This window comes from Leptotrichia wadei, from assembly GCF_007990445.1.
Lineage (GTDB): Bacteria > Fusobacteriota > Fusobacteriia > Fusobacteriales > Leptotrichiaceae > Leptotrichia > Leptotrichia wadei_A.
This window is the reverse complement of sequence record NZ_AP019841.1, coordinates 1,304,939-1,328,033: the sequence shown is the minus strand read 5'-3', so window position 1 is coordinate 1,328,033 and position 23,095 is coordinate 1,304,939. Positions and strand designations below refer to the sequence as shown.

The window sequence follows — 23,095 nt, the reverse complement described above, 5'->3', positions numbered from 1 at the left end:
TTTTATTTAATAGTGCTAAATCCCTTTAAATTTAAACAATTTTACTAGTTAGTGAGTAGCAACATAAAACGGCATAAGTAATCTAATTCCTTCCAAAAATTCCTCAACAAGCTCATCCAAACTCTCAAATCTTTCAATCTCTTCCACATCAAACTTAACCAAAACTTTTCTAATTCCCCCATTTTTCCACTCTTTAAGAAATCTTTTTCTATTACTTTCATTTCCTTCAAATCTATCCAAAGCACAGTTTTCCTTACTTTTCGCAAATTGCACAAAATAATAAAGCGGTTCATTAATCGTAACTTCCAAAACTTTATTCTGATTTTCAAGTGTATTTTCCCCAATTTTTCTCTCAACAAAACTCACTTCAAGCGAAATCCCAACTTTTCTAGTTTTTTCATTTTTAAAAACTCTCAAAGCAATCCCTGATTCAGTATCACTATCCCCGTCTTGTCGCAAAAACACCCAAAGATAAGGTCTTGCAATCTGAGCCTGATTCATCCAGCTACTAACTTTCTGCAAATGAAATCCATCTGTCTTTTCTTCCAAAGCTTTTGCAATTTCCGTAAAAACTTTTCTAGCATTTTGTCCATTTTTTCTAAAAAGCTCCATATCTTCCTTTAAATCTCCAGCTTTTTCAGGTTTTACATATTTTTTCCCTTCATAATTTGTATATTCAATTAATGGTTTGTAGTTAAATTTTTTTGTCATATTGATCATCCCTTTTCTTTATAAAATATTTTTGTTTTAACAAATTTTTTCAAAATTTTAATATTAAGCAATTTTATTATTTAATCTAAATTCCAATCAAAAAACTATTTTAACAAGAAATAATATAAATGCAGTTTAAGTTCAATTTTAAAATAAGTTTTCTGTAAAATTATAGCATATTTTTCAAAATTTCTAAAAAGTTTTAAGTTAAGTTTTAGATTATTTTTGATTTCAAATTTTTAATTATATATTAAATTAATAAAATTTTAAAAATAATTTGATTTTTTGGAAAAATATTGTATAATATAATTAAAAATAGGTTAATCAATTTAGGGGGAAGAAAAGTGAGAAAAAAAGGGGATAGCAATGGGTTTACGCTTATTGAGGTTTTGTTGTACATTTCGATTATGGCGATTTTGTTTATGGTTATTTCTGTGAATTTGCAGAAGCAGAGGCAAAATCAGGAGTTTTCAATTCAGAAGAGGAATATTAGCCAGTTTATTAGGAAAATTCAGCAGTATGCACAGCATAATAGGAAGGAATATGTGCTGGATTTTAAGATATCTGAAAAGATGGCTTATTTTTTAGATGAAAAAAATGGGCAAAAGGATATTGTTGATAAAATGGAGATTTCCAAAAACTTATCTTATATGACAAATAATTCCAATAAAAATGCTGATTTTAGGAGAAGAACTACAAATGAGGGAAATTTTGAAAGGGGATTTTCTGTTTATTTGCTGGATAAAAAGGGGGAAAAGATTTATTATAGAATTTCCACAAATACAATAAATGCGGCAAAATATCCGATTATAAGTATTTATCGGGCTAAAAAGCCGATTAATCTTTCGGATGACTATTTAAAGGCTAATTTGTGGGAGGAGGAAATTTAAGATGAAAAAATGGGGAAATATTGGGGATAATGGAATAGTAGAGGAAAGTAATAAAAAAAGAGATTTTAAAAATGTAAGTTTTCGTAGAATAGTGAAAAAATCAAATAAAAATGAAGATTCAAAAGGAAATGAAAATTTTAGGAATGTTGAAAATATAAAGATTAATAGAAATAATAAAGCAAATGAAAATTTAAAAAATAAAAAAAATAGAAAAAATAATGAACATTCAAATAAATTTGAAAATAGTGAATTTGATAAATATATTTTAGAAATGAAGAAGCAGCGGGAAAAAACGGCGAGGAAAAAATATATAAAATCTGAACTTTTGCGAAGAGTGCAGAATTTAAAAAAGTTTTTTTGTATAGAAATTGGAATTGAAGAAGTGAAAAGAGCTTGGCAATTTGGAATATTGATTTTGGCAGGGATTGTTTTGTTTTTGTTTTATCTAAATTTTGTTACTTTTAAAGGAGAGCTTGCTGGGGAAAAGGTGCTTTATGTTAAAATTGATGGGAATCGTGGAAGTGTTCTAAAAGTTAATAATAAATATTTGAAAAATCAGGCGAGCATTGAAAATAAAAAGGGCCTGGAATATGGATTTTATCTTATGCGGTACAAAATTAGGAAGGTTATAAGTAAAAATGGAAATATTAAAATCGATGGGAAAATTTTGGGATATAAGGAATCACGGCTGAATGGAGTTCGGAAATATATCTTGAATATTTTTGATGAATTGTTTATAACTGATGAAAATTTGTATGCTTTTTCACGTGCTGCAGTTTTAGGGGAAAAAGCAGAAGTTTCTAAAGATATGAAAGACAAGTTTAAATACACGGGATTGGCTCATTTAATTGTAATTTCTGGGACTCACATAAGTCTGGTTGTGATTGGGATTGTGAAAATTTTGGATGGATTGTCGCTTGGATACAGGTTTAAGTATTTAATGGCACTTGTGGCACTTACTTTTTATTGCGCATTAATCGGATTTTCACCAGGAATTTTACGTGCTTATATTATGGGAGCGATGATGATTTTAGCAAGAATCCTTTTTGAACAGGAGGAAAGTAAAAAATCTCTGCTGGTGTCATTTATTGTCATAATTGTGTTAAATCCCTATTCACTTTTTGATATTTCGATGCAGCTTTCCTATGCCGCAGTTGTAGCGATAATCTTTGTAAATCCTGAATTTAAGAAATTTTATCAGGAAAAAATTTTGGATAAAATAAAAAATGAAGTTTTAAGAAATACCGTCGATTTGATATTTTTAAGCCTGACAATCCAAATCACAAGTATTCCACTATTTTTATATTATTTTGAAAAATTGCCATTATTCTCATTTTTACTGAACATTGTAGGAATTCCAATTGGAACAGTTGTTATACAATGCCTATTTTTTGTTGTACTTTTAAATATTTTTAAATTATCATTATTCAATGGAATAGTAGTTTTTGTAACTGAAATTATTTTCAAAGCATTTGAAGGATTTATTTATGCTGGAAGCAAAATACCGCTTTTACAGCTTAATATAAATGGAAAAGCTCCTTTGTGGACAGTTTTTTTGTATTATGGAGTACTATTTTTCATAACATTTTTTGCAATGCCTTTATTTACTGCAAAAATTAATATAAATGAAAATTAATATATAGATTATAAGTTCAAAATCAAAAATAATAAATATGTTTTCTAACTCTTCATTTCGTGATATAATAATAAATAACTATGAAAATTTGAAAGGATGATAAAATATGAGTTTATCGAAATGTCCAAAATGTGGATCTGAATATGTTTATGAGGATGGAAATATGCTAGTTTGCCCAGAATGTTTTTATGAATGGGCAGAAACTGAAGAAGAAAGCAGTGATGAAGCTGTAGTAAAAGATGCAAACGGAAATATCTTGCAAAATGGAGATAATGTTACGATTATAAAGGATTTAAAAGTAAAAGGTGCTTCATCAGATTTAAAAAGAGGGACAAAAGTTAAAAATATTAGATTAATTGATGATGGGATTCATAATATTGATTGTAAAATAGATGGTTTTGGTGCAATGAAACTAAAATCAGAATTTGTGAAAAAAATATAAAAAATAGAATTGGAGAAGGAATGAAATCAGGATTTATAACAATTGTCGGGCGTCCGAATGTTGGGAAGTCTACGCTTATGAATAAGCTTGTGAAGGAAAAGGTTGCGATTGTGTCGGATAAGGCTGGGACGACTCGGGATCAGATAAAGGGGATTGTGAATATTGGAGAAAATCAGTTTATATTTGTAGATACGCCAGGGATTCATAAACCTAAGCATTTGCTTGGGGAGCATATGACTAATGTGGCATTAGAAGCGCTTGAAAATGTGGATTTAATAATGTTTATGCTGGATGGAACACAGGAAATTTCGACTGGGGATATTTTTGTCAATGAAAATGTGAGAAGTGTGAAAACACCGATTGTTCTTGTTATTAATAAAATTGATAAAATGTCGGATGAGGAAATTGAGGAGAAAAAAAAGGAAATTCGTGAAAAATTGGGAGAGTTTGATGAAATAATAACTCTTACGGCAGAATATGCGATTGGGATTCATAAAATATTTGAAGTTGCCAAGAAATATTTATCAAATGATGTGTGGTTTTATCCAGAGGATTATTACACAGATTTACCAGTAAATAAGATTGTTGTGGAAACAGTTAGGGAAAAAATCTTGCATCATACGAAAGATGAAATTCCGCATAGTGTAGCTGTGGAAATTATTAATGTGGAAACGAAGCCGGCAATTAGAAAATATGATATTAATATTTATGTTGAAAGGGATAGTCAAAAGGGGATTATTATTGGAAAAGATGGGGCTATGCTGAAGAAAATTGGGATAGAGGCTAGACGGGAAATTGAGCATCTGATTGATTTGAAGGTTAATTTGAAATTATGGGTAAAAGTTAAGAAGAAGTGGAGAAAAAATAAGAAATTTCTTGATGAAATGGGTTATAAAATAAAATAATTTTTGATTTTCTTAGATTAGTGATTGTTTTTATTGCTTATTTATATTAAAATTTCTTAACATAGAGCATCACAATAAAACTTATTTATAAAGAAAAATTAAAGACATAGAATTATTTAGTTATTTTGATAACAAGTTTAATGTTTTACAACAAAAAAACTTTTGAAAGGAGGAAAAATAGAAATGGATTTTAAAATACATTCAAAATTTCAGCCAACTGGAGATCAGCCTCAGGCTATCCAAAAAATCGTGGAAAACTTGGAAGATGGTATTACGGATCAGATTCTGCTTGGGGTTACGGGATCAGGAAAGACATTTACAGTTGCGAATGTTATTGAAAAAATAAATCGTCCAGCTTTGATAATGGCACCGAATAAAACACTTGCAGCACAGCTTTACAATGAATATAAGCAGTTTTTTCCTGAAAATGCTGTTGAATATTTTGTATCTTATTATGATTATTATCAGCCTGAAGCATATATTATGCAGACTGACACATATATTGAAAAGGACTCTTCAATTAATGATGAGATTGATAAATTGCGGCATGCGGCAACAGCGGCGCTTTTGAACAGAAGAGACGTTATTATTGTAGCTTCAGTTTCGGCAATTTATGGATTGGGATCACCAGAGGCTTATAAAGAGAGAGCAATTCCGATTGATGTGGAAACTGGATTTGAGAGAAATGAGCTTATAAAAAGGCTGATTTCACTTAGGTATGAGAGAAATGATATTGCCTTTGAGCGTGGGAAATTTCGTGTGAAAGGGGATATTCTTGATTTACATCCATCTTATCAGGATACAGGATACCGTTTTGAATTTTTTGGAGATGATTTGGAAAGCATTTCGGAAATTAATACGCTTACTGGGCAGAAAATTAGAAATATAAAAAGAATTACAATAATGCCTGCAACGCACTATTTAACTACTGAAGATACGAAAAAAATGATTGAATCAATAAAAAAAGAAATGGAAGAAAGAGTGCATTTTTTTAAAAAGGAAGGAAAACTGCTGGAAGCACAAAGAATTGAGCAAAGAACAAAGTATGATTTGGAAATGATTGAGGAAATCGGGTATTGTAAAGGAGTGGAAAACTATTCTAGGTATTTGACTGGAAAGAGTGAAGGAGAAGCACCTGATACATTAATTGATTATTTTCCAGAGGATTTAGTCGTATTTCTGGATGAGTCGCACATTTCAGTTCCGCAGATAAATGGGATGTATAAGGGAGACAGAGCGAGAAAAAAATCATTAATTGACAATGGCTTCAGATTGCCAAGCGCTTATGATAACCGTCCGCTAAAATTTGAGGAATTTTTTGGAAAAATCCCGCAAGTTGTATATATTTCAGCCACTCCAAGCGATTACGAGCTGGAACATTCAAATGGTGAAGTTGTAGAGCAGCTTGTCCGTCCAACAGGAATTGTAGAACCAAGTATCGACATTCGTGAAACAAAAAATCAAATTGATGACTTGATGGATGAAATAAAAACAAGAACGGCAAGAAAAGAACGAATTTTAGTTACAACCTTGACAAAAAAAATGGCAGAAGAACTGACAGATTACTATTTGGAATACGGAATAAAAGTAAAATATATGCATTCTGACATTGATACGCTAGAAAGAACAGAGATAATAAGAGGCTTGAGAAAAGGTGAATTTGATGTTCTGGTTGGAATAAATTTGCTGCGGGAAGGGCTGGATATTCCAGAAGTTTCATTAGTGGCAATTTTGGAAGCAGACAAGGAAGGATATTTACGTTCCAGAAGATCGCTGATTCAGACAATGGGACGTGCCGCAAGAAACGTAGAAGGACACGTTATCCTATATGCCGACAGAATAACAGGCTCTATGCAGGAAGCCATTGACGAAGTAAACAGACGGCGTGAAGTTCAGGAAAAATACAACTTGGAAAACAACATTAATCCAAAATCAATTGTAAGAGAAATTGCAGAGTCAATCGTAGACTATGAAATTGAAAAAGAAAATGAAGCAAACAAAGCAATCAAGCAGTATAAGAGCGAAAAAGATGTGGAAAAGGAAATTAAGAAACTTGATAAGCAGATTAAGAAATTGGCTGAAGAGCTTAATTTTGAGGAAGCTATTAAATTGAGAGATAAAATGAATGAATTGAAGAAGTTGTTAATTGAACTGTAAATTATAAAAAATTAATTAAAAAAATGATTGACAATTGAAAAATTCTATACTATAATATGCATAGAAAATAACTTGGTCAGATGTAATTTTATTACAGGACTATCTAATCCACTATGCGTAGTGAATTTTTTTTTGGAGGGGGAAATGGGAGAAATTGTGTATGATAAACCTTTTAAAGCACATGACAGGAAAAAAAGTTTTCAATTTTCTGTAAAAAGCGAGGTTATTCTAAAATGACAAATAAAATATTAAAATTTTTGATTGGAAGTTTGATTTTATTATTTTATCTTACAATTTATTATCAGATTATGGTTCTATATTTGCCTGTTTTTCTTTGGATATTTTTGTTAATATTAAATATTCTTGGATTATTTTTTTTACCTTTTTTTATGATTTTAGGAATGTTTTATCTAGGTTATTATAGTAAATTTATATTAAAATACATGAATAAATTTTTGCTAGGTATAGTATTATTAGTAATATTTTTTTTAATTTATTGTGATTCACTTAATTGTAAAACGACAGAAAGTCCAGTAGCATTAGAGTGTGGTTTTGCACATATTTTATCATATATTTGCCATTTATTTTATGTAGTTGGACTATTATGGGGTGAAAAAGTAATAAAATTATTGAAAAAAATGAAAAGAAATAAAAGTGATTGACATTTATTTTTAAAAATCATGATAGTTTTGGTTATAACAGATAAATTAATCAAAAATAAAAAATAATTATTAATTATAAAAATTCAAAAAATAATTTATTATAAGTATTTTGCAACAATTTAAGAATTTAGAGTGTTAAAAAATTGTATAAAAAGGGAGTTGATATGATGTTTATTTTGAAAATGTTGTTAGAAATAGTAATAATGCTTATTTTGTGTGTAATTTTAAGTTTAATTTTTGTAAAGAAGATTCTTAGAGTAAAAAATAAGAAGAAATTGCCTTTAAAAAAAGTAAAAACTGTTGTTTTTGATGTGAAAAAATTAAAGGAAGATGTGGCTATGCCTGCATTAAAGGGGAAAGAGAAATTATCGTATTATCAAATATTGCAAGGATTAAATAATCTTGCGGAAGATAAGAATATAAAAAAAGTAATTATTGATGTGGATAAATTGAATTTGACACTTTCACAGCTGGAAGAGATTTCTAAAATTTTTGATAAAATCAGGAAAAATAAGGAAGTAGTGGCAATAGGGACGCTTTTTGAGGAAAGTCGATATAGACAGGCTTTGCTTGCGGATAAAATTTTTATGTTTGACACGAGGCAGTCAACTATGATTTTTAGGGGATATTTGCATAAGGAATTTTATTTGAAGTCGTTTCTGGAAAAGTTTGGGGTAAAGATGAATGTACTTCATATCGGTGATTACAAGGTGGCTGGAGAAAAATATAGCCATAATAGAATGTCGGAAGAGAAAAAAGAATCAATTAAAAATATAAAGGATAAAGTTTTTGAAGATTTTGTGGAACTGGTAAAAAGTAAAAGAGGGACTGATATTGAAAATGAGATATTGAGTGGAAATTTGATTTTTGCTGGGAAGAAAAAGGCTTTGGAATATAAATTGATTGACGGTGTTGCTGATTATGATGAGATTGGGATAAATTATAAAGAAGATACAGTTTCGATTGAAGATTATATTGTGATGTCAAAAGATAAGAAAGAAAAGTCAAAAGATACGATTGCTGTGATAAATCTTGAGGGTGTTATTGATGTCAAAAATCCTAACAAAAATATTACTTATGAAAATGTATGTGAAAAATTAGAAGAGTTGAAAGAAATAAAGAATCTGAAAGGGCTTGTATTAAGGATAAATTCGCCTGGTGGAAGTGCTTTAGTTTCTGAAAAAATATATAAGAAAATTAAAAAATTGACTGTGCCAATATATGTTTCAATGGGAGATGTTTGTGCAAGCGGTGGTTATTACATTGCTACAACTGGAAAAAAATTATTTGCAAATAATTTCACTTTAACAGGCTCAATCGGTGTTGTTATGATGTACCCTGAAGTTGCAGGAACAATGAAAAAGTTAGACGTTAATTTGGAAGGATTTGGAAAGGGTACTGGCTTTGATATGCTGAATCCATTTGAAAAATTGGGAGAAGATTCAAAAGAGAAATTAATTCATAATATGAATGAAGTTTATAGCGAGTTTAAGGAACATGTAATGGTAGCCAGAGGAATGAATGATGAGGAACTTGAAAAAATTGCACAGGGGAGAGTGTGGCTTGGAAGTGAAGCCAAAAATATCAATTTAGTTGATGAAATTGGAACTCTTGAAGATTGTATAAAATCAATGGCAAATGATTTGAAACTGGATAAATATAAAGTAAAAATTGTGGAATTGACGCAGACTTTGAAGGAAACTTTGGCAGATATAAAAATGCCGTTTGTGTCTGAAGAAATTAGGGAAAAGATTGAATTTTTACAAGGGAATGTGAATCAGATTCTGTATTATGAAAATGATTTTGAACTTTAAAAGTTTAAGGAGCAAAATTAAAATGAAAAATAGAACATCGAGTTTTTTATTGAAAGGATTAGTTACTATTATTCTAATATTAGGATATGTATTAATTCAAGAGTTTTTAAATCCTCTAATGCTAACAAGAATTGCATTGATTTTTGCAGTAGTAATACATCCATCTGAATATATTGTTTTTGCATTAATGTTAATTTTGGCTTTAATATTAATATTTTATTTGGGATTTTTGCTACAAAGAATATTTAAATATCCTAAAATTAATATAGTTGTAATGATAATGGCATTTGCATATTTTGTTATAAAGTATGTTTTTGCTGATAGTAATAGTACATTTTTTGTTCCGACTGAAAAGGAAAGATATATATTTATTATAGTGAGTCATATATTTTTTTCAGCAGGATTATTGTGGAAGAAAAAATAAAGATGCCAATTTGAAAAAAGTCGACAGTTTGTTGACCAGTTTGAAAATATATAGAAAAATTAAAAAATTATGAAAGGAAATAAAAACATGAATAAAGTATATTGCTACCCAAGATGCACAACTTGTAAAAAGGCTGTAAAATGGCTGGAGGAAAATGGGATTGAGTACGAGTATAAGCATATTGTAGAGGAAACTCCGTCGAAGGAGGAAATAAAAAAATACTATGAAAAAAGTGGATTGCCTTTAAAAAAATTTTTTAATACGAGCGGGAATGTTTATAAACAAATGAATTTAAAGGAAAAATTGGCAGAGATGTCGGAAGATGAACAGTTTGAGCTGCTTGCAAGCAATGGGATGGTGTTGAAAAGACCGCTTTTTGTGGGAAAGGATTTTGTACTGGTTGGATTTAAGGAAGCTGAGTGGGCTGAAAAGTTGAAGTAATTTAAAAAATTTTAAAAAAGTGAAAAAAATTTTCGTAATTGTATTGAAAATTGATTCAAAATATGGTAAACTTAATAAGTTATTGAATAAATGGATATTCCGCTTTTATTGTTGCTACCAGTTTTATGAAAGATTTAATAACAAAAAAAGTTCTTAAATTGGTGAAATTGGTATAGATAAAAAGAATGTCTTAGAAAGAAGGGAGTGAATTTCTTGAAAGAGAAATTAATCGAATTAGTAGAAAAAAATTACTTGAAAGCTGACGTACCTCAATTTAAAGCAGGGGATACAGTTGCTGTTCACTACAAAGTAAAAGAAGGAAACAAAGAAAGAATACAGATTTTTGAAGGTGTAGTTATTAGAGTTTCTGGTGGAAGCGTTGCTAAAAACTTCACAGTTAGAAAAGTATCGCAAGGAATCGGTGTAGAAAGAATCATTCCTTTAAATTCTCCATTAGTAGAAAAAATCGAAGTTAAGAGAATTGGTAAAGTAAGAAGATCTAAATTATACTACTTGAGAAACTTATCAGGAAAAGCTGCTAGAATTAAAGAAATTAGAAAGTAGCTTCAAGGCTAGCAAAATGCTAGCTTTTTCTTTTTTATAAAACAAAGATAAAAATTTAAAATTAGTATTTAATAAAAAAATGATTTTTTACTATATTAAATACATTTCAGGCAAATAAAAATTTTAGGAAAAATGAAGTTTGATTATGTATTTTTTAAAAACAGATGGAGTTGTTATAATTGATTTGTTTTAAAAAGAGGATAAATAATTTTAAAATTTAAATTTAGGAGAGGGAAAAATTATGAATACATTATTATGGGGAGCTTTTTATATTATTGCGACACTGTTTTTGCTATATTTCTTTATTAGAGAGAAGCAGGTTATTCAGTGGATAAGAATGAAAGAGGATGAAACGTTGGAAAAAGTTTCGCTTGAGAGAAGTGACAGGAATTTTATGGCTGGAAATGTGCTTACAATAGTTGCATTGGTTGTTGCAGCAGTATTTTTTGTGATTGTAGATAAAAGCAAGGATCCAAATATATGGATAAAAGTTTGGGGAATTTATGGAGTATTTGGTGTAAATATTATAGTTTATGTGCTTAGAAAACAGCATGAATGGGTATTTTTACTGAATCTTATTATGTTGTTTCTAGGAAAATTGATGTTTAATATTTTAGATCCGAATTTTTATATTTATTTGATAATAAATGTTGTAATTTCATTGATTCTTATTTATTTATTCAGAGATTCATCAGTGGAAAAAATTACAGAACAGTCGATTTTAAAAGAAGCTGTACAAGGTAATGAAGAATTAGAAAAAATTGTTACAGAGTCAAAGATAAGAAATGAAGATATTTCAGAAACATTTAAGAAAATATTTCCAAATGACAGTCTTTCTGTGGAAGAAAGAATTGCTAAGGAAAAAAGAAAGAAAAGTACATTTGGAAAGGCATTGACAAGAATTGACAATGCGCTGCTTGCGGTTATTTTAGTGGCAGTTATTCAAATGTTCTATATTGGAAATTATGTTATTCCAACTGGGTCAATGGAGCCTACGATATTAGTTAAAGACAGAGTTTTTACAAATATGGTAAAATATCACTTTTCAAGTCCAAAAGTTGGACAGATAATTGCATTTAAAGAGCCGATGACTGATAAGGTGATGTATACGAAAAGAATAGTTGGAGAGCCAGGAACAACGCTTCAGATTGCAAAAGGGAAAATGACTACTAATGAATTTGAAATTGCAAATGTTGATAAAGATCCAAAATATCCAACTACAGCCAATAGCAGAAAAGAATTTAATGAAGAAATGAAGAAATACGATGAAGCTATGAATAAATTTAATTCTGAGAAAGTTAAGGCTGTTGGTGGAGCAATAATGTTAAATGATAAAAAATCAGAAGTTTTGGAAAGATTGACACCACAAAAACTTTATCTTCCTGAAGGACTGCTTATGAATAATAAGATTTATATTCCTAAAAAAGGAGATAAAGTGAAACTGGATAAAGTCGTTGTAATTGACAAAATATTTGGACAAACGACTGACGGCACTTTAGTTGGGCAAGTTGACTGGGAAAGTTATTATGATGGAAAAGGTTTTAAAAATATTACAGGAAAAGAATTTTTAGAATTGATAAAAACAGATAAGAACTTTAAGGATATAATTGGAAATGATGATGAATTTACTGCTGATCCAAGAAATACATTGACAAATAAATATTATACGTTCACTTTAAAAGTGGAAGGCAGAAATGAAATGGTTATGCCAATTATGGATTTCAAGTATAATGATGAATTATTTAAAAAATTGTTAAATGGAGAAACTGTAACACTTGATAAAAACTATTATATGGCTATGGGAGATAATACTTCAAACAGTAAGGATACCAGATATTTTGGACTTGTGGCTGAGCCTAGAATTAAAGGGGAATTGCTTGTAAGATGGTGGCCGTTAAATAGAATAGGAATATTATAATATAATGTTATTTAGAAATTTAGTAAGTGATTATTATTAGATTATTGAACAGTTCAAATATAGGAAAGAACAGTAAAGTAATAAAAAATGGAGAACAAAATGGGAAATATTGTCAATGAATTGGTAAAAATTCATAATGAAAACTTTAAAAATAAAGTTGGAGATAAATATTTTTCTGAAATGATGTTAGGTGAGCAGTATGAAATATACTGCTTATTTAATTTTGGAGAGGAAAATATTTTTGTAAAAAAGTTAGAAAATGAGAGTGGAAAAGAAAATAAAAATTTGGGAGAAAATCAAAAAGGGGAAATAAATTTTGATAAAAATAGGGAAAATGAAAAAAATGTGTTGGGATATATTGTATTTTATGGTACAATAGAGAGCACGGATATTTTTGAGATAGCGATAAAAAAAGAATATCAAGGGCGAGGTTTTGGTGAAAGGCTGATGACTGAAAGTATGGAAAAATTGGTAGAAGATAGGAAAAATTTGGAAGGAAATAATATTTGGGAAAATGAGGGGACAGATTTTTCTGAAAATAAATTTTTGCTGGAGGTTAATGAAAAAAATGCAAGGGCACTGAAACTTTATAAAAAAATTGGATTTGAGAAAATTTCCATAAGGAAAAATTACTATGGGAAAGATGAGAATGCAGTAATAATGGTAAAATGTTATTAAGTTTGAGTATATAAATAAAAGTAAGGGAGAAAAATGGGACAAAAGAGTATTTCATTAGAATTAAAAAAACAAATTACACCGAGTATTTTTGTAATTGGGCAGGAATATTACAATGAAAGTCTGGGAAATATAACTGCACTTTTTGCTGACGGGAATTTTATGACAGTGGAAGGAGAATATAAGGAAAATAGTTTGTGCAAGACTTCTATTACAGTTGAACAGAAAAAAGGTGAATTTATAGAGGCAAACTGCGACTGTATGTTTTTTAAAAATAATAAAAAGAATTGCTGTAAACATGTTGTGACACTTGGGATGATGGCAGATCATTCAGAAAAGATTTCAAAGGTTATTGGGACTGATGAGATTGAAATGATGTTTGAGGATGATTTTGAAGAGGATAATAAAAAACTGGCTCAAATCAAGGAAGAACGGAAAAAAGAAAAGGAAAAGGCTGCAAAGAGTGTTAAAAGGAAGGAAACTGAAGACGATGGAAAAAATAAATCACGTCAGAGAGTTAAACTTCGGGAAGAAAAACTTAATGCGGCAAGTTTTGCTAAATCAGAAGGAACTTCTGTGGAGGCGGATAATCTTGTTAATAATGAAAATTTGGAAAATATTGATTTAAAAAATAAAAATGAGAAAGTTAGTTTTGAAGTTTTTGGAGAAGATGGAGAAAAGGCTGGGAATGTTGAGTTTTTAGAGAAAAATGGAACGGCTGATCTTCAAGAGATGGAAAATAATGAGGAAATATTGGAAAATGTGGAAAATATTTCTGAAAAGATTAACGAAATTTATAATCTTCATCTGGAAAGTGAAAATATAGATGATGAGGAAAAGCAGGAAATGCGGCTTGAAGTGGAAATTGATGAAGGAAGTTACAGCGATTATAAATATGGGTATGACTATAATCAGGAAAATAATGTGCCAGATTATATTTTGCGGATAAAGGCAGGATTTAAGAAAATATATTATGTGAAGGATATTTTGAAATTTATTGAGGCTATTGTGAAGGAAAAAGAGTATGAAGTTACTTCTAAAATTACATATAGTCCGAAAAACTGCTTTTTCAATGAAACTAACCAGAAAATAATCAATGCGATTTATGAATACAGCAAAGAGATTCAAAGTGTAATAAACAGCGGAATCAAAGATAAAAAAGGCTTAAAAGTCTATGAAATGCTTTTAAATAAGCTGCTTACGGCTATGGAAAAGGGGAAAAATCTGGTTTTATTGGGAGAAACTAAACAGATAATGAATAGTTACGAGCCTTTGTTTGTTGTAGAAAATGACAGAATTGCAATGAGAAATATTGAAAAAATTTCTGAAAACAGTCCGTTTTATACATTTGCAAATGATACGACAAAAGTTTTTAAAATGGATGAAAATGAAGAAAGATTTTTTGGAAAATTTGATTTTCTGGATACAGAGCTGTTTAATCAGCTTTCAGATGAGGACAATAGAAAATTATGTGCAGTTTTAGGATATGAGAATGTTAATATTGCAGAATATGTTGAAGAGGACGGATGTATTGATATATTTGTATCGGAAACTGATGAGAAGGAAGTTGTAAAGGTAAATTTATCAAATACTGTTTGTGCAATAGAGAAAAATGGGAAATATTTTATTCCTAGAAAAAATGCGAAAATATTTGAAGAGTTGAAAAAACTTGTGGAAGGTTATTCGATTACAAATGTGGAAATGATTGAAGGAACTTATAATGTAAATTATGAAGGACTGGGGAAAATTTCAGAGTATATTGATAAAAAATATGCAGATAGAGTGAAAATTCATTTGGAAAATAAAATAAAAAATGCACGAAATATTGATGTTCATATTGGAATAAAAAAAGTTGAAAATAATTTCTTGAATGTCAGTTTTGATATTGAAGGAATAAAGACTGAAGATGTGGAAATTGTAATGGAAGCTATAAAAAATGAACAGAAGTACATAACTCTTTCAAGCGGGGAACTGGTAAAAATTGCCAATAAAAGTATTGAGGAATTAGTTGGAATTGTGGATTCTATTTCTAATTTGAAGGTTGGAGAAAATAAGATTTCCAAAATAAAGGCTCTTCAGCTTGCTCAAATTTCTAAAAATATTCAGGAAGATCTTGTAAAAATAGATGAATTTAAGGATTTGTTCCATAAAATAAAAAATCGTGAAGAAATTGAGCCAAATAATATAAAGGTAAATTTATTTCCTTATCAAAAATTAGGATTTAACTGGCTGAAGAATATGTATGACATTGGATTTGGAGGGATTCTTGCTGATGATATGGGGCTTGGTAAGACTTTGCAGACAATTTCGCTATTAAATGAAATCTATCAGGAAAATCGAAATTTCACTGCATTAATTATTGTGCCAAGTTCACTGCTTTATAACTGGAAGGAAGAAATTATTAAGTTTACTGGAATAACTCCAACTTTAGTTGAGGGAACAGCGAGTCAAAGAAGAGAAATTATTTCAAGAGGATCGAAGGGATTCCTTATAACAACTTATCAAGCATTGAGAAATGATATTGAAGAATATAAAAATAGGGAATTTGATGTGGTAGTGCTGGATGAGGCTCAAAATATAAAAACAACAACTTCTCAAATAAAGAAGGCTGTTATGAAAATTAACAGTAAAGTAAATTTTGCATTGACAGGAACACCAGTTGAAAACAACATTTTGGAATTATGGTCAATTTTTGACTTCGTAATACCTGGCTATCTTGATAACTTGACAAAATTTAAGAAAACTTATAAGGAAGCCATCGTAAATCCAAATTCTTCTAAAATAAACAATTTGCGTGAAATTATTGCTCCATTTCTACTAAGAAGGACAAAAAAGGAAGTGCTGACTGAATTGCCTGATAAAATTGAATCGAATATGGTTGTAACGCTAAGTACAGAGCAGAAACAATTGTATATGTCTTATATTAAGCAGGCTAAGAGTGAAATGAAGAAATTTAACGAAAATGATAATAATCGAATGAAAATACTTGCAATTTTGACAAAACTGCGTCAAATTTGTAATTCTCCAACTTTATTTAAGGAGGACTATAAGGGGGAAGTTGCAAAACTGGAAGTGTTACGTGATATTTTGCCAGATATAACTGAAAATGGGCATAGATTATTGATATTTTCACAGTTTGTCGGTACTTTGAAGGAAATTGAGAAGGAACTTGCAGATATGGGAATTGAGTATTTTTATATTGATGGAAATGTGAAATCTAAAGAAAGAGTTGACATTTGTAATAAATTTAATGCTGGAGAGCGGCAAGTGGTGCTGATTTCGTTAAAGGCAGGTGGAACTGGACTAAATCTTGTCGGGGCAGATGTTGTAATTCATTATGATCCTTGGTGGAATATCGCTGTGGAAAATCAGGCGAGTGACAGGGCGTATAGAATTGGACAGAAAAAAAGTGTGCAGGTTATAAAACTTGTGACAGAAGGTACGATTGAAGAAAAAATTATAAAAATTCAGGAAGGCAAGCGTCAATTGAGTGAAAATCTGCTGGAAAGCAAAGATGGGGAAAAGGTTCTGTTTGAAATGAGTGACAAGGAATTGATGGAACTTTTAAGTTAAATTTGTATCTAAAAATTTATATTTGTAAAATTTTTGAAATAGGAGTATAATGTATATGTGAAAAAAATCTTCTTATAATGAAAGGATGGAATTTTATGAAAAACGAAAGATACGAATTGAACAAAAATTTGGCACAAATGTTAAAAGGTGGAGTTATAATGGATGTTTCCACTCCTGAACAGGCAAAAATAGCTGAAGCGGCTGGAGCGGCGGCGGTTATGGCACTTGAAAGAATTCCGGCTGACATCAGAGCTGTGGGTGGAGTTTCAAGAATGAGTGACCCTAAGATGATTAAAGGTATTCAGGAAGTTGTTTCAATTCCAGTAATGGCAAAAGTTAGAATTGGACATTTTGTAGAAGCGCAAATTTTAGAAGCGATAGAAATTGACTATATAGATGAAAGTGAAGTATTGTCACCTGCCGATGATAAATTTCATGTAGATAAGAAAAAATTTAAAGTTCCTTTTGTTTGTGGAGCAAAAGATTTGGGAGAAGCTCTTAGAAGAATAGCTGAAGGAGCTTCAATGATAAGAACTAAAGGTGAGCCAGGAACTGGGGATGTTGTACAGGCGGTAAGACATATGAGAATGATGAATCAGGAAATAAGAAGAATACAAAATATGAGAGAAGATGAGCTTTATTTTACAGCTAAAGAATTGCAAGTTCCTTTTGATTTAGTAAAATATGTTCACGAAAATGGTAAATTGCCAGTGGTGAATTTTGCAGCAGGTGGTGTTGCGACTCCTGCAGATGCTGCATTAATGATGCAGCTTGGAGCTGAAGGCGTATTTGTCGGATCAGGAATATTCAAATCAGGAGATCCTGTAAAAAGAGCACAGGCGATAGTTAAGGCTGTCACTAACTACAACGATCCAAAAGTGTTAGCTGAAATTTCTGAAGATTTGGGAGAAGCTATGGTTGGAATCAATGAAAATGAAATTAAGTTACTTATGGCTGAAAGAGGTAAATAATGAAAATCGGTGTATTGGCTTTACAGGGAGCTTTTGCAGAACATAGAAAAATGCTGGAGAAACTTGGGATAGAATCATTTGAAATAAGAAAAAAATCTGATTTAAGTGATGCTGTTAATAATAATGATATTGACGGGTTAATTATTCCAGGTGGAGAAAGTACAGTTATCGGAAAGCTGCTTTATGACCTTGATTTATTTGATGACATAAAAAAACTTATTTTGGAAGGATTACCTGTATTTGGTACTTGCGCAGGATTAATTCTTTTGGCAAAGGAAATTGAAAATGATAGTCGGACTTATTTGGGAGCAATGGATATAAAAGTTAGAAGAAATGCTTATGGAAGACAGCTTGGAAGTTTTTTTACCGAAAGTGAGTTTAAAGGAGTTGGAGTTATTCCAATGACATTTATTCGAGCACCGTATATTTCAAGTGTGGGAAAAAATGTGGAAATTCTTTCAGAAGTCGACGGAAATGTTGTTGCAGCTAAGGAAAATAATATTCTTGTGACTTCGTATCATCCTGAGTTAAATGATAATCTTAAAGTACATGAGTTTTTTGTTGAGATGTGCAAAAGGGCTAATAAATAAAAAAATGATAGAATAATGTATATACAAATAAAAAAAGTTAAAATAATACTTAAATATTAGTGAATTTTTGTTGCATTTTTTAAATTCATTTGGTATAATAATTTTAGAAAATAAATATGGAGGTGGCATTATAATGCTAGATAAAATTAAATCAATAGTTGTAGATCAATTAGGTGTAGATGAAGATCAAGTAACTGAAGATGCATCTTTTGTTGATGATTTAGGAGCTGATTCATTGGATACAGTTGAATTAATCATGGCTTTTGAAGAAGAATTCGATATTGAAATTCCTGATGAAGATGCACAAAAAATTAAAACTGTTAAAGATGTAATGGAATACATCGAAGCTAAACAATAAGACATAAAACTTTTTGGGGGATCTTCCCCCTTTTTTATTGAAAAAAAAATGAAAAAATGTTAAAATAAATTTATTGTTACAAAATTGAATTGATTAAAAATAAATTTAGTATTAGGAATTAATACTAAACTCCATTTAAAATGCAGAAATCATAATTTAAATGGGAGAAATATAAATTTAAATTATAAAAAAATAAAGATGAGAGGTGTATTAATGAGAAGAGTAGTTATTACAGGAATAGGATTAGTAACTCCATTGGGAACTGGAAAAGATAAGGCTTGGAAAAATTTATTGGCAGGGGAATGTGGAATTGATAAAATTACTCAATTTGACAGTTCAGAGCATCCAGTGCATATTGCAGCAGAAGTAAAGGATTTTGTGCCTGAAAATTATATTGAAAAGAAAGAATTGAAGAAAATAGCAAGATTTTCACAATTTGCAATTGCGGCATCAAAAGAGGCTTTGGAAGATGCTAAATTAGAGATTACTGATGAAAATGCAGATAGAATCGGAGTAATTATCGGTTCTGGAATTGGCGGGCTGGATGTAATTGAGCAGGAAGTGGAAAAACTTGTTACAAGAGGGCCAAGAAGAGTGTCGCCATTTTATATTCCAGCGGCAATCTTAAATATGGCTTCTGGAAATACTTCAATTTATACTGGAGCAAAAGGGCCTAATAAAACAGTTGTTACAGCCTGTGCTTCAGGGACAAATTCAATTGGAGATGCTTTTCAGGCGATTTTATTAGGAAAAGCTGATGCGATGATTGCTGGAGGAACAGAAGCTACAGTAACTCCATCTGGAATAGCAGGATTTGCAAATTTAAAGGCATTGTCAACTAATCCTGATCCTAAGAAGGCATCACGTCCATTTACAGCTGACAGGGATGGATTTGTTCTTGGAGAAGGTGCTGGGGTATTAATACTTGAAGAATTGGAACATGCTAAAAAACGTGGAGCGAAAATTTATGCGGAAGTTGTAGGATATGGAGAAACTGGAGATGCTTATCACATGACAGCTCCGGCTGATGGTGGAGAAGGTGCTGCAAGAGCATTCAGAATGGCTTTGGAACAAGGAAATATCAAACCTGAAGAAGTTGGATATATAAATGCGCACGGAACTTCTACGCCTGCAAATGATAAAAATGAAACTCAGGCAATAAAATCAGCATTTGGAGAACATGCCTATAAATTGGCTGTAAGTTCTACAAAAGGTGCAACTGGGCATTTATTAGGTGGAGCTGGAGGAATTGAAGCTGGATTTTTAGCGCTTGCAATTTCAGAAGGAATTATGCCGCCAACTATAAATTATGAAAATCCTGATCCGTTATGTGATTTGGACTATGTGCCAAATAAACCTGTAAAAAGAGATATTGAAGTAGGAATGTCAAGTTCGCTTGGATTTGGTGGGCATAATGCTGTGCTGGCGTTTAGAAAATATAAATAATAAGTAATTTATAAAAAAGCTTGATATGTATAACTGTAATGAAGTAAACGTTATGAGGCAAGGGGTTTTTAACCCCTTGTAATAATAAAAAATAGATTATTGATAAAATTATATTTTATTATGTATAAATTTTTTCCTTCTTTGCTAAAAAAAATTATAGTTAAAGGAATAACAAAAAATAAATTAGGTGGAATTATAAGAATAAAATATTAAAATAAATAACTGTAAAAATTATAATAATTTATTTATTGCTGGAAAATAATAAAAATATGGAGGTGAAATGAATGGAAAATAATGGAAATAGAGATGTAAGTGAATTAATAAAAAAAATAGGGTATGAGTTTAAAAATGAAGAATATTTGCATGAAGCATTAACACATAGGTCGTATGCCAATGAAATTGAAAAGGGCAGAAGGTTTAACAATGAGAAGCTTGAATTTTTGGGAGATGCAATTTTGAATCTTATAACGACTGAGTATATTTATGATCTTTATGAAAAGAAGACGGAAGGGGAACTTGCAAAGCTAAAAAGTCAAATTATAAGTGAGCCTGTATTTTCAACTATTGCGAGTGAGCTTGAACTGGGAGAGTATCTGTACTTGAGCAACGGGGAAGTTATGTCTGGAGGAAGACATAGAAGATCTATTTTAGGAGATGCTTTTGAGGCATTGATTGGTGCGATTTTTAAAGATTCAGATTATTATACTGCAAAAAATATTGCATTGAAATTTTTACTTGGAAAAATAAATAAATTGGAAGAAATAGAAGGAACAGGGGATTATAAGACAGTTCTGCAGGAATTTGTACAAGGGAAATATAGAAAGATGCCTGAATATAATTTAATTAAAACTAGCGGTCCTGACCACGATAAAGTTTTTGAAATGTCTGTAAGCTGGAATAATGAGATTCACGGAATAGGAATTGGAAAAAGTAAAAAAGAAGCTGAAAAGCATGCGGCAAAGGAAGCTCTTTCAAAATTAAAAAAATAGAAAAGTAAAAATAAAATGCGATGGTAAAATAAAAAAATAAAAACAGGAGAACAATATGGGAAAAATAGCATTGTATCCAGGGAGCTTTGATCCAATAACGAAGGGTCATATTGATATTATAAAGCGTTCTTCAAACTTATTTGACAAGTTAATAATAGGTATTTTTAAAAATTCTACGAAATCAAAAGCCTGGTTTTCTGATGAGGAAAAAGTTCAAATGATACAGGAAATATTAAAAAAAGAAGGTATAGAAGCTGAAATAAAGATTTTTAATGGATTACTGGTTGACTTTATGTATAAGGAAAATGTGAATATTTTGATAAGGGGATTGCGTGCATTGTCAGATTATGAATATGAGCTGCAGTTTACGCTTACAAATAAGACGCTTGCTAAAAGTGAATTTGAGACAGTATTTTTAACTGCTTCAAGGGAATATTTGTATTTAAGTTCCAGCCTTGTAAAGGAAGTTGCCTTAAATAAAGGGGATTTGAGTTTTTTTGTAACAGAAAATGTAGAACGTAGATTAATTGACAAAGTTAAAAAGTAAGAGGGGAATCTAAAAATGGCTGCAAAAAAGGGAAAATCTAAATATATATGTTCAGAATGTGGTTACAGTTCGTTGAAATGGCTTGGGAAATGTCCTAATTGCGATTCCTGGGGAACATTTGAAGAGGAAATTGATATAAAAAGAACCTTTAAGGATGTGGAGTCACAGGATGTTTCCATTAGCAAGATAACAGAAATTGAAATTGAAAAGGAATTTCGGATGGTAACGCCTTTTGAGGAGTTTGACAGAGTGCTGGGTGGCGGGCTGATAAAGGGGGAAGTTGTGCTAATTACAGGAAGTCCTGGGATTGGAAAATCGACTTTTCTGCTTCAGCTGTCGCAGGAGTATGCAAAGATTGGAAATGTATTCTATGTTTCAGGAGAAGAGTCGCCACGTCAAATAAAACAGCGTGCAGAACGTGTTAATGTAAAAAGTGAAAATTTGTATATTTTAAATGATACAAATATTGAAAAAATTGAAAGTGTAATTTTGAGAGATAAGCCAAAAGTTGTTGTAGTTGATTCAATTCAGACGCTTTATTCTGAAAATGTAAATTCTATTCCTGGGAGTGTGACGCAAATTCGGGAAACAACTTTAAAAATCATTGAAATTGCTAAAAAAAATGAAATTGCATTTTATATTGTAGGACATGTTACGAAGGATGGGAAACTAGCGGGTCCGAAATTGCTGGAGCATATGGTTGATGCAGTTTTGCAGATTGAAGGTGAGGAAAATAGCTATTATAGAATCATTCGTTCAATAAAGAACCGTTATGGCTCTACAAATGAAATTTCAATTTTTGATATGAAGGAAAATGGAATTAGCGAAGTTAAAAATCCGTCTGAATTTTTCATAAGCGACAGAGATGAAAAAAATATTGGAAGCATTATTGTGCCAATTTTTGAAGGAAGCCGTGTATTTTTATTTGAAGTGCAGTCGTTATTGGGGACACCGAATTTTGGAATGCCAAGAAGAACAGTGGAAGGATATGATAAAAATCGGGTGGAAATATTAAGTGCAGTTTTATCACGTTCTTTAAAAGTAGATGTAAATTCAAAGGACATTTATATAAATATTCCAGGAGGAATTGATTTAAATGACAGGAGTTCCGACTTAGCAGTAATTTTTTCACTTCTATCTTCGGTAAAAGGCGTGCCGATAAGTCAGAAAATAGCGGCTATTGGCGAGCTGGGATTACGTGGGGAAGTGAGAAAAGTTTCATTTATCAAAAATAGGGTAAATGAGCTGGAAAAAATGGGATTTGCAGGGGTATACCTGCCAAAAAGCCATCAGGCTGATTTTAAAAAGGAAAAAACAAAAATAAAATTGAATTATATAAGTAACATAAGTGAACTTGTCGAGAGGATAAAGTAAGCCAGCAG

At 30.7% G+C, this 23,095-nt stretch carries 20 protein-coding genes; 19 read left to right on the top strand and 1 reads right to left on the bottom strand.

The features are described 5' to 3' along the window. Positions 1 to 48: 48 nt before the first annotated feature. Positions 49 to 711 (bottom strand): sakacin A production response regulator, encoded by a 663-nt coding sequence (locus FVE74_RS06265; RefSeq protein WP_147003727.1) that lies wholly within the window; start codon positions 709 to 711, stop codon positions 49 to 51. A 344-nt stretch (positions 712 to 1,055) separates the two neighbouring features. Here FVE74_RS06265 and FVE74_RS06260 point away from each other — a divergent pair, with 344 nt between their 5' ends. The 19 genes from FVE74_RS06260 (at position 1,056) to radA (ending at position 23,087) form a co-directional block, all read left to right on the top strand. Beyond that, a complete protein-coding gene (locus tag FVE74_RS06260; RefSeq protein ID WP_147003726.1) occupies positions 1,056 to 1,601 on the top strand; it encodes a type II secretion system protein in 546 nt (181 codons plus the stop codon). Between the two features lies 1 nt (position 1,602). Beyond that, complete coding sequence (locus FVE74_RS06255; RefSeq protein ID WP_147003725.1) at positions 1,603 to 3,237, top strand: ComEC/Rec2 family competence protein; 1,635 nt, start codon at positions 1,603 to 1,605, stop codon at positions 3,235 to 3,237. Between the two features lie 106 nt (positions 3,238 to 3,343). Next, on the top strand, positions 3,344 to 3,679 hold the full coding sequence (locus FVE74_RS06250) for a zinc ribbon domain-containing protein YjdM (RefSeq protein WP_147003724.1): 336 nt from the start codon (positions 3,344 to 3,346) through the stop codon (positions 3,677 to 3,679). 20 nt (positions 3,680 to 3,699) lie between these two features. Next, complete coding sequence (gene era, locus FVE74_RS06245) at positions 3,700 to 4,584, top strand: GTPase Era (protein WP_147003723.1); 885 nt, start codon at positions 3,700 to 3,702, stop codon at positions 4,582 to 4,584. 183 nt (positions 4,585 to 4,767) lie between these two features. Continuing rightward, the gene (gene uvrB / locus FVE74_RS06240; RefSeq protein WP_147003722.1) at positions 4,768 to 6,741 is read left to right on the top strand and encodes an excinuclease ABC subunit UvrB; all 1,974 of its coding nucleotides are present in this window, start codon (positions 4,768 to 4,770) and stop codon (positions 6,739 to 6,741) included. Positions 6,742 to 7,570: 829 nt separating this feature from the next. Further along, complete coding sequence (gene sppA / locus FVE74_RS06235) at positions 7,571 to 9,217, top strand: signal peptide peptidase SppA (RefSeq protein WP_147004570.1); 1,647 nt, start codon at positions 7,571 to 7,573, stop codon at positions 9,215 to 9,217. Positions 9,218 to 9,239: 22 nt separating this feature from the next. Next, on the top strand, positions 9,240 to 9,641 hold the full coding sequence (locus FVE74_RS06230) for a hypothetical protein (RefSeq protein WP_232053885.1): 402 nt from the start codon (positions 9,240 to 9,242) through the stop codon (positions 9,639 to 9,641). Between the two features lie 87 nt (positions 9,642 to 9,728). After that, a complete protein-coding gene (locus FVE74_RS06225; protein WP_147003720.1) occupies positions 9,729 to 10,082 on the top strand; it encodes an arsenate reductase family protein in 354 nt (117 codons plus the stop codon). Positions 10,083 to 10,295: 213 nt separating this feature from the next. Further along, complete coding sequence (gene rplS / locus FVE74_RS06220; protein WP_018450164.1) at positions 10,296 to 10,646, top strand: 50S ribosomal protein L19; 351 nt, start codon at positions 10,296 to 10,298, stop codon at positions 10,644 to 10,646. Between the two features lie 241 nt (positions 10,647 to 10,887). Next, positions 10,888 to 12,564 (top strand): signal peptidase I, encoded by a 1,677-nt coding sequence (gene lepB, locus FVE74_RS06215; protein WP_147003719.1) that lies wholly within the window; start codon positions 10,888 to 10,890, stop codon positions 12,562 to 12,564. 99 nt (positions 12,565 to 12,663) lie between these two features. Then, on the top strand, positions 12,664 to 13,242 hold the full coding sequence (locus tag FVE74_RS06210; RefSeq protein WP_147003718.1) for a GNAT family N-acetyltransferase: 579 nt from the start codon (positions 12,664 to 12,666) through the stop codon (positions 13,240 to 13,242). A 33-nt stretch (positions 13,243 to 13,275) separates the two neighbouring features. After that, positions 13,276 to 16,812: a DEAD/DEAH box helicase gene (locus tag FVE74_RS06205; RefSeq protein ID WP_147003717.1), complete on the top strand. Its 3,537-nt coding sequence runs from the start codon at positions 13,276 to 13,278 to the stop codon at positions 16,810 to 16,812. A 95-nt stretch (positions 16,813 to 16,907) separates the two neighbouring features. Further along, positions 16,908 to 17,783, top strand: a complete 876-nt coding sequence (gene pdxS / locus FVE74_RS06200; RefSeq protein WP_094079532.1) for a pyridoxal 5'-phosphate synthase lyase subunit PdxS — start codon at positions 16,908 to 16,910, stop codon at positions 17,781 to 17,783. Beyond that, positions 17,783 to 18,373, top strand: coding sequence for a pyridoxal 5'-phosphate synthase glutaminase subunit PdxT (pdxT, locus tag FVE74_RS06195; protein ID WP_147003716.1), 591 nt, complete (start codon positions 17,783 to 17,785; stop codon positions 18,371 to 18,373). The genes pdxS and pdxT overlap by 1 nt, the downstream gene beginning before the upstream one ends. 133 nt (positions 18,374 to 18,506) lie before the next feature. Then, a complete protein-coding gene (locus FVE74_RS06190; RefSeq protein ID WP_018450158.1) occupies positions 18,507 to 18,731 on the top strand; it encodes an acyl carrier protein in 225 nt (74 codons plus the stop codon). A gap of 213 nt (positions 18,732 to 18,944) precedes the next feature. Beyond that, positions 18,945 to 20,177 (top strand): beta-ketoacyl-ACP synthase II, encoded by a 1,233-nt coding sequence (gene fabF, locus FVE74_RS06185; protein WP_147003715.1) that lies wholly within the window; start codon positions 18,945 to 18,947, stop codon positions 20,175 to 20,177. Between the two features lie 284 nt (positions 20,178 to 20,461). After that, positions 20,462 to 21,166 (top strand): ribonuclease III, encoded by a 705-nt coding sequence (gene rnc, locus FVE74_RS06180; RefSeq protein ID WP_147003714.1) that lies wholly within the window; start codon positions 20,462 to 20,464, stop codon positions 21,164 to 21,166. Positions 21,167 to 21,221: 55 nt separating this feature from the next. After that, positions 21,222 to 21,713 carry a pantetheine-phosphate adenylyltransferase gene (gene coaD, locus FVE74_RS06175; protein WP_147003713.1) on the top strand — a complete coding sequence of 164 codons (492 nt, stop codon included), beginning with the start codon at positions 21,222 to 21,224 and terminating at the stop codon, positions 21,711 to 21,713. Positions 21,714 to 21,728: 15 nt separating this feature from the next. Then, positions 21,729 to 23,087 carry a DNA repair protein RadA gene (gene radA / locus FVE74_RS06170; RefSeq protein ID WP_147003712.1) on the top strand — a complete coding sequence of 453 codons (1,359 nt, stop codon included), beginning with the start codon at positions 21,729 to 21,731 and terminating at the stop codon, positions 23,085 to 23,087. The last annotated feature ends 8 nt before the right edge of the window (positions 23,088 to 23,095 follow it).

Bases quoted from the DNA above. Each gene is read 5' to 3' on its own strand.
- lepB (WP_147003719.1), top strand. From the start codon at position 10,888: ATGAATACATTATTATGGGGAGCTTTTTATATTATTGCGACACTGTTT.
- FVE74_RS06230 (WP_232053885.1), top strand. From the start codon at position 9,240: ATGAAAAATAGAACATCGAGTTTTTTATTGAAAGGATTAGTTACTATT.
- era (WP_147003723.1), top strand. From the start codon at position 3,700: ATGAAATCAGGATTTATAACAATTGTCGGGCGTCCGAATGTTGGGAAG.
- pdxS (WP_094079532.1), top strand. From the start codon at position 16,908: ATGAAAAACGAAAGATACGAATTGAACAAAAATTTGGCACAAATGTTA.
- sppA (WP_147004570.1), top strand. From the start codon at position 7,571: ATGTTTATTTTGAAAATGTTGTTAGAAATAGTAATAATGCTTATTTTG.
- uvrB (WP_147003722.1), top strand. From the start codon at position 4,768: ATGGATTTTAAAATACATTCAAAATTTCAGCCAACTGGAGATCAGCCT.
- FVE74_RS06250 (WP_147003724.1), top strand. From the start codon at position 3,344: ATGAGTTTATCGAAATGTCCAAAATGTGGATCTGAATATGTTTATGAG.
- radA (WP_147003712.1), top strand. From the start codon at position 21,729: ATGGCTGCAAAAAAGGGAAAATCTAAATATATATGTTCAGAATGTGGT.
- FVE74_RS06205 (WP_147003717.1), top strand. From the start codon at position 13,276: ATGGGACAAAAGAGTATTTCATTAGAATTAAAAAAACAAATTACACCG.
- fabF (WP_147003715.1), top strand. From the start codon at position 18,945: ATGAGAAGAGTAGTTATTACAGGAATAGGATTAGTAACTCCATTGGGA.
- FVE74_RS06265 (WP_147003727.1), bottom strand. From the start codon at position 711: ATGACAAAAAAATTTAACTACAAACCATTAATTGAATATACAAATTAT.
- FVE74_RS06210 (WP_147003718.1), top strand. From the start codon at position 12,664: ATGGGAAATATTGTCAATGAATTGGTAAAAATTCATAATGAAAACTTT.
- FVE74_RS06225 (WP_147003720.1), top strand. From the start codon at position 9,729: ATGAATAAAGTATATTGCTACCCAAGATGCACAACTTGTAAAAAGGCT.
- coaD (WP_147003713.1), top strand. From the start codon at position 21,222: ATGGGAAAAATAGCATTGTATCCAGGGAGCTTTGATCCAATAACGAAG.
- FVE74_RS06190 (WP_018450158.1), top strand. From the start codon at position 18,507: ATGCTAGATAAAATTAAATCAATAGTTGTAGATCAATTAGGTGTAGAT.
- pdxT (WP_147003716.1), top strand. From the start codon at position 17,783: ATGAAAATCGGTGTATTGGCTTTACAGGGAGCTTTTGCAGAACATAGA.
- FVE74_RS06255 (WP_147003725.1), top strand. From the start codon at position 1,603: ATGAAAAAATGGGGAAATATTGGGGATAATGGAATAGTAGAGGAAAGT.
- rnc (WP_147003714.1), top strand. From the start codon at position 20,462: ATGGAAAATAATGGAAATAGAGATGTAAGTGAATTAATAAAAAAAATA.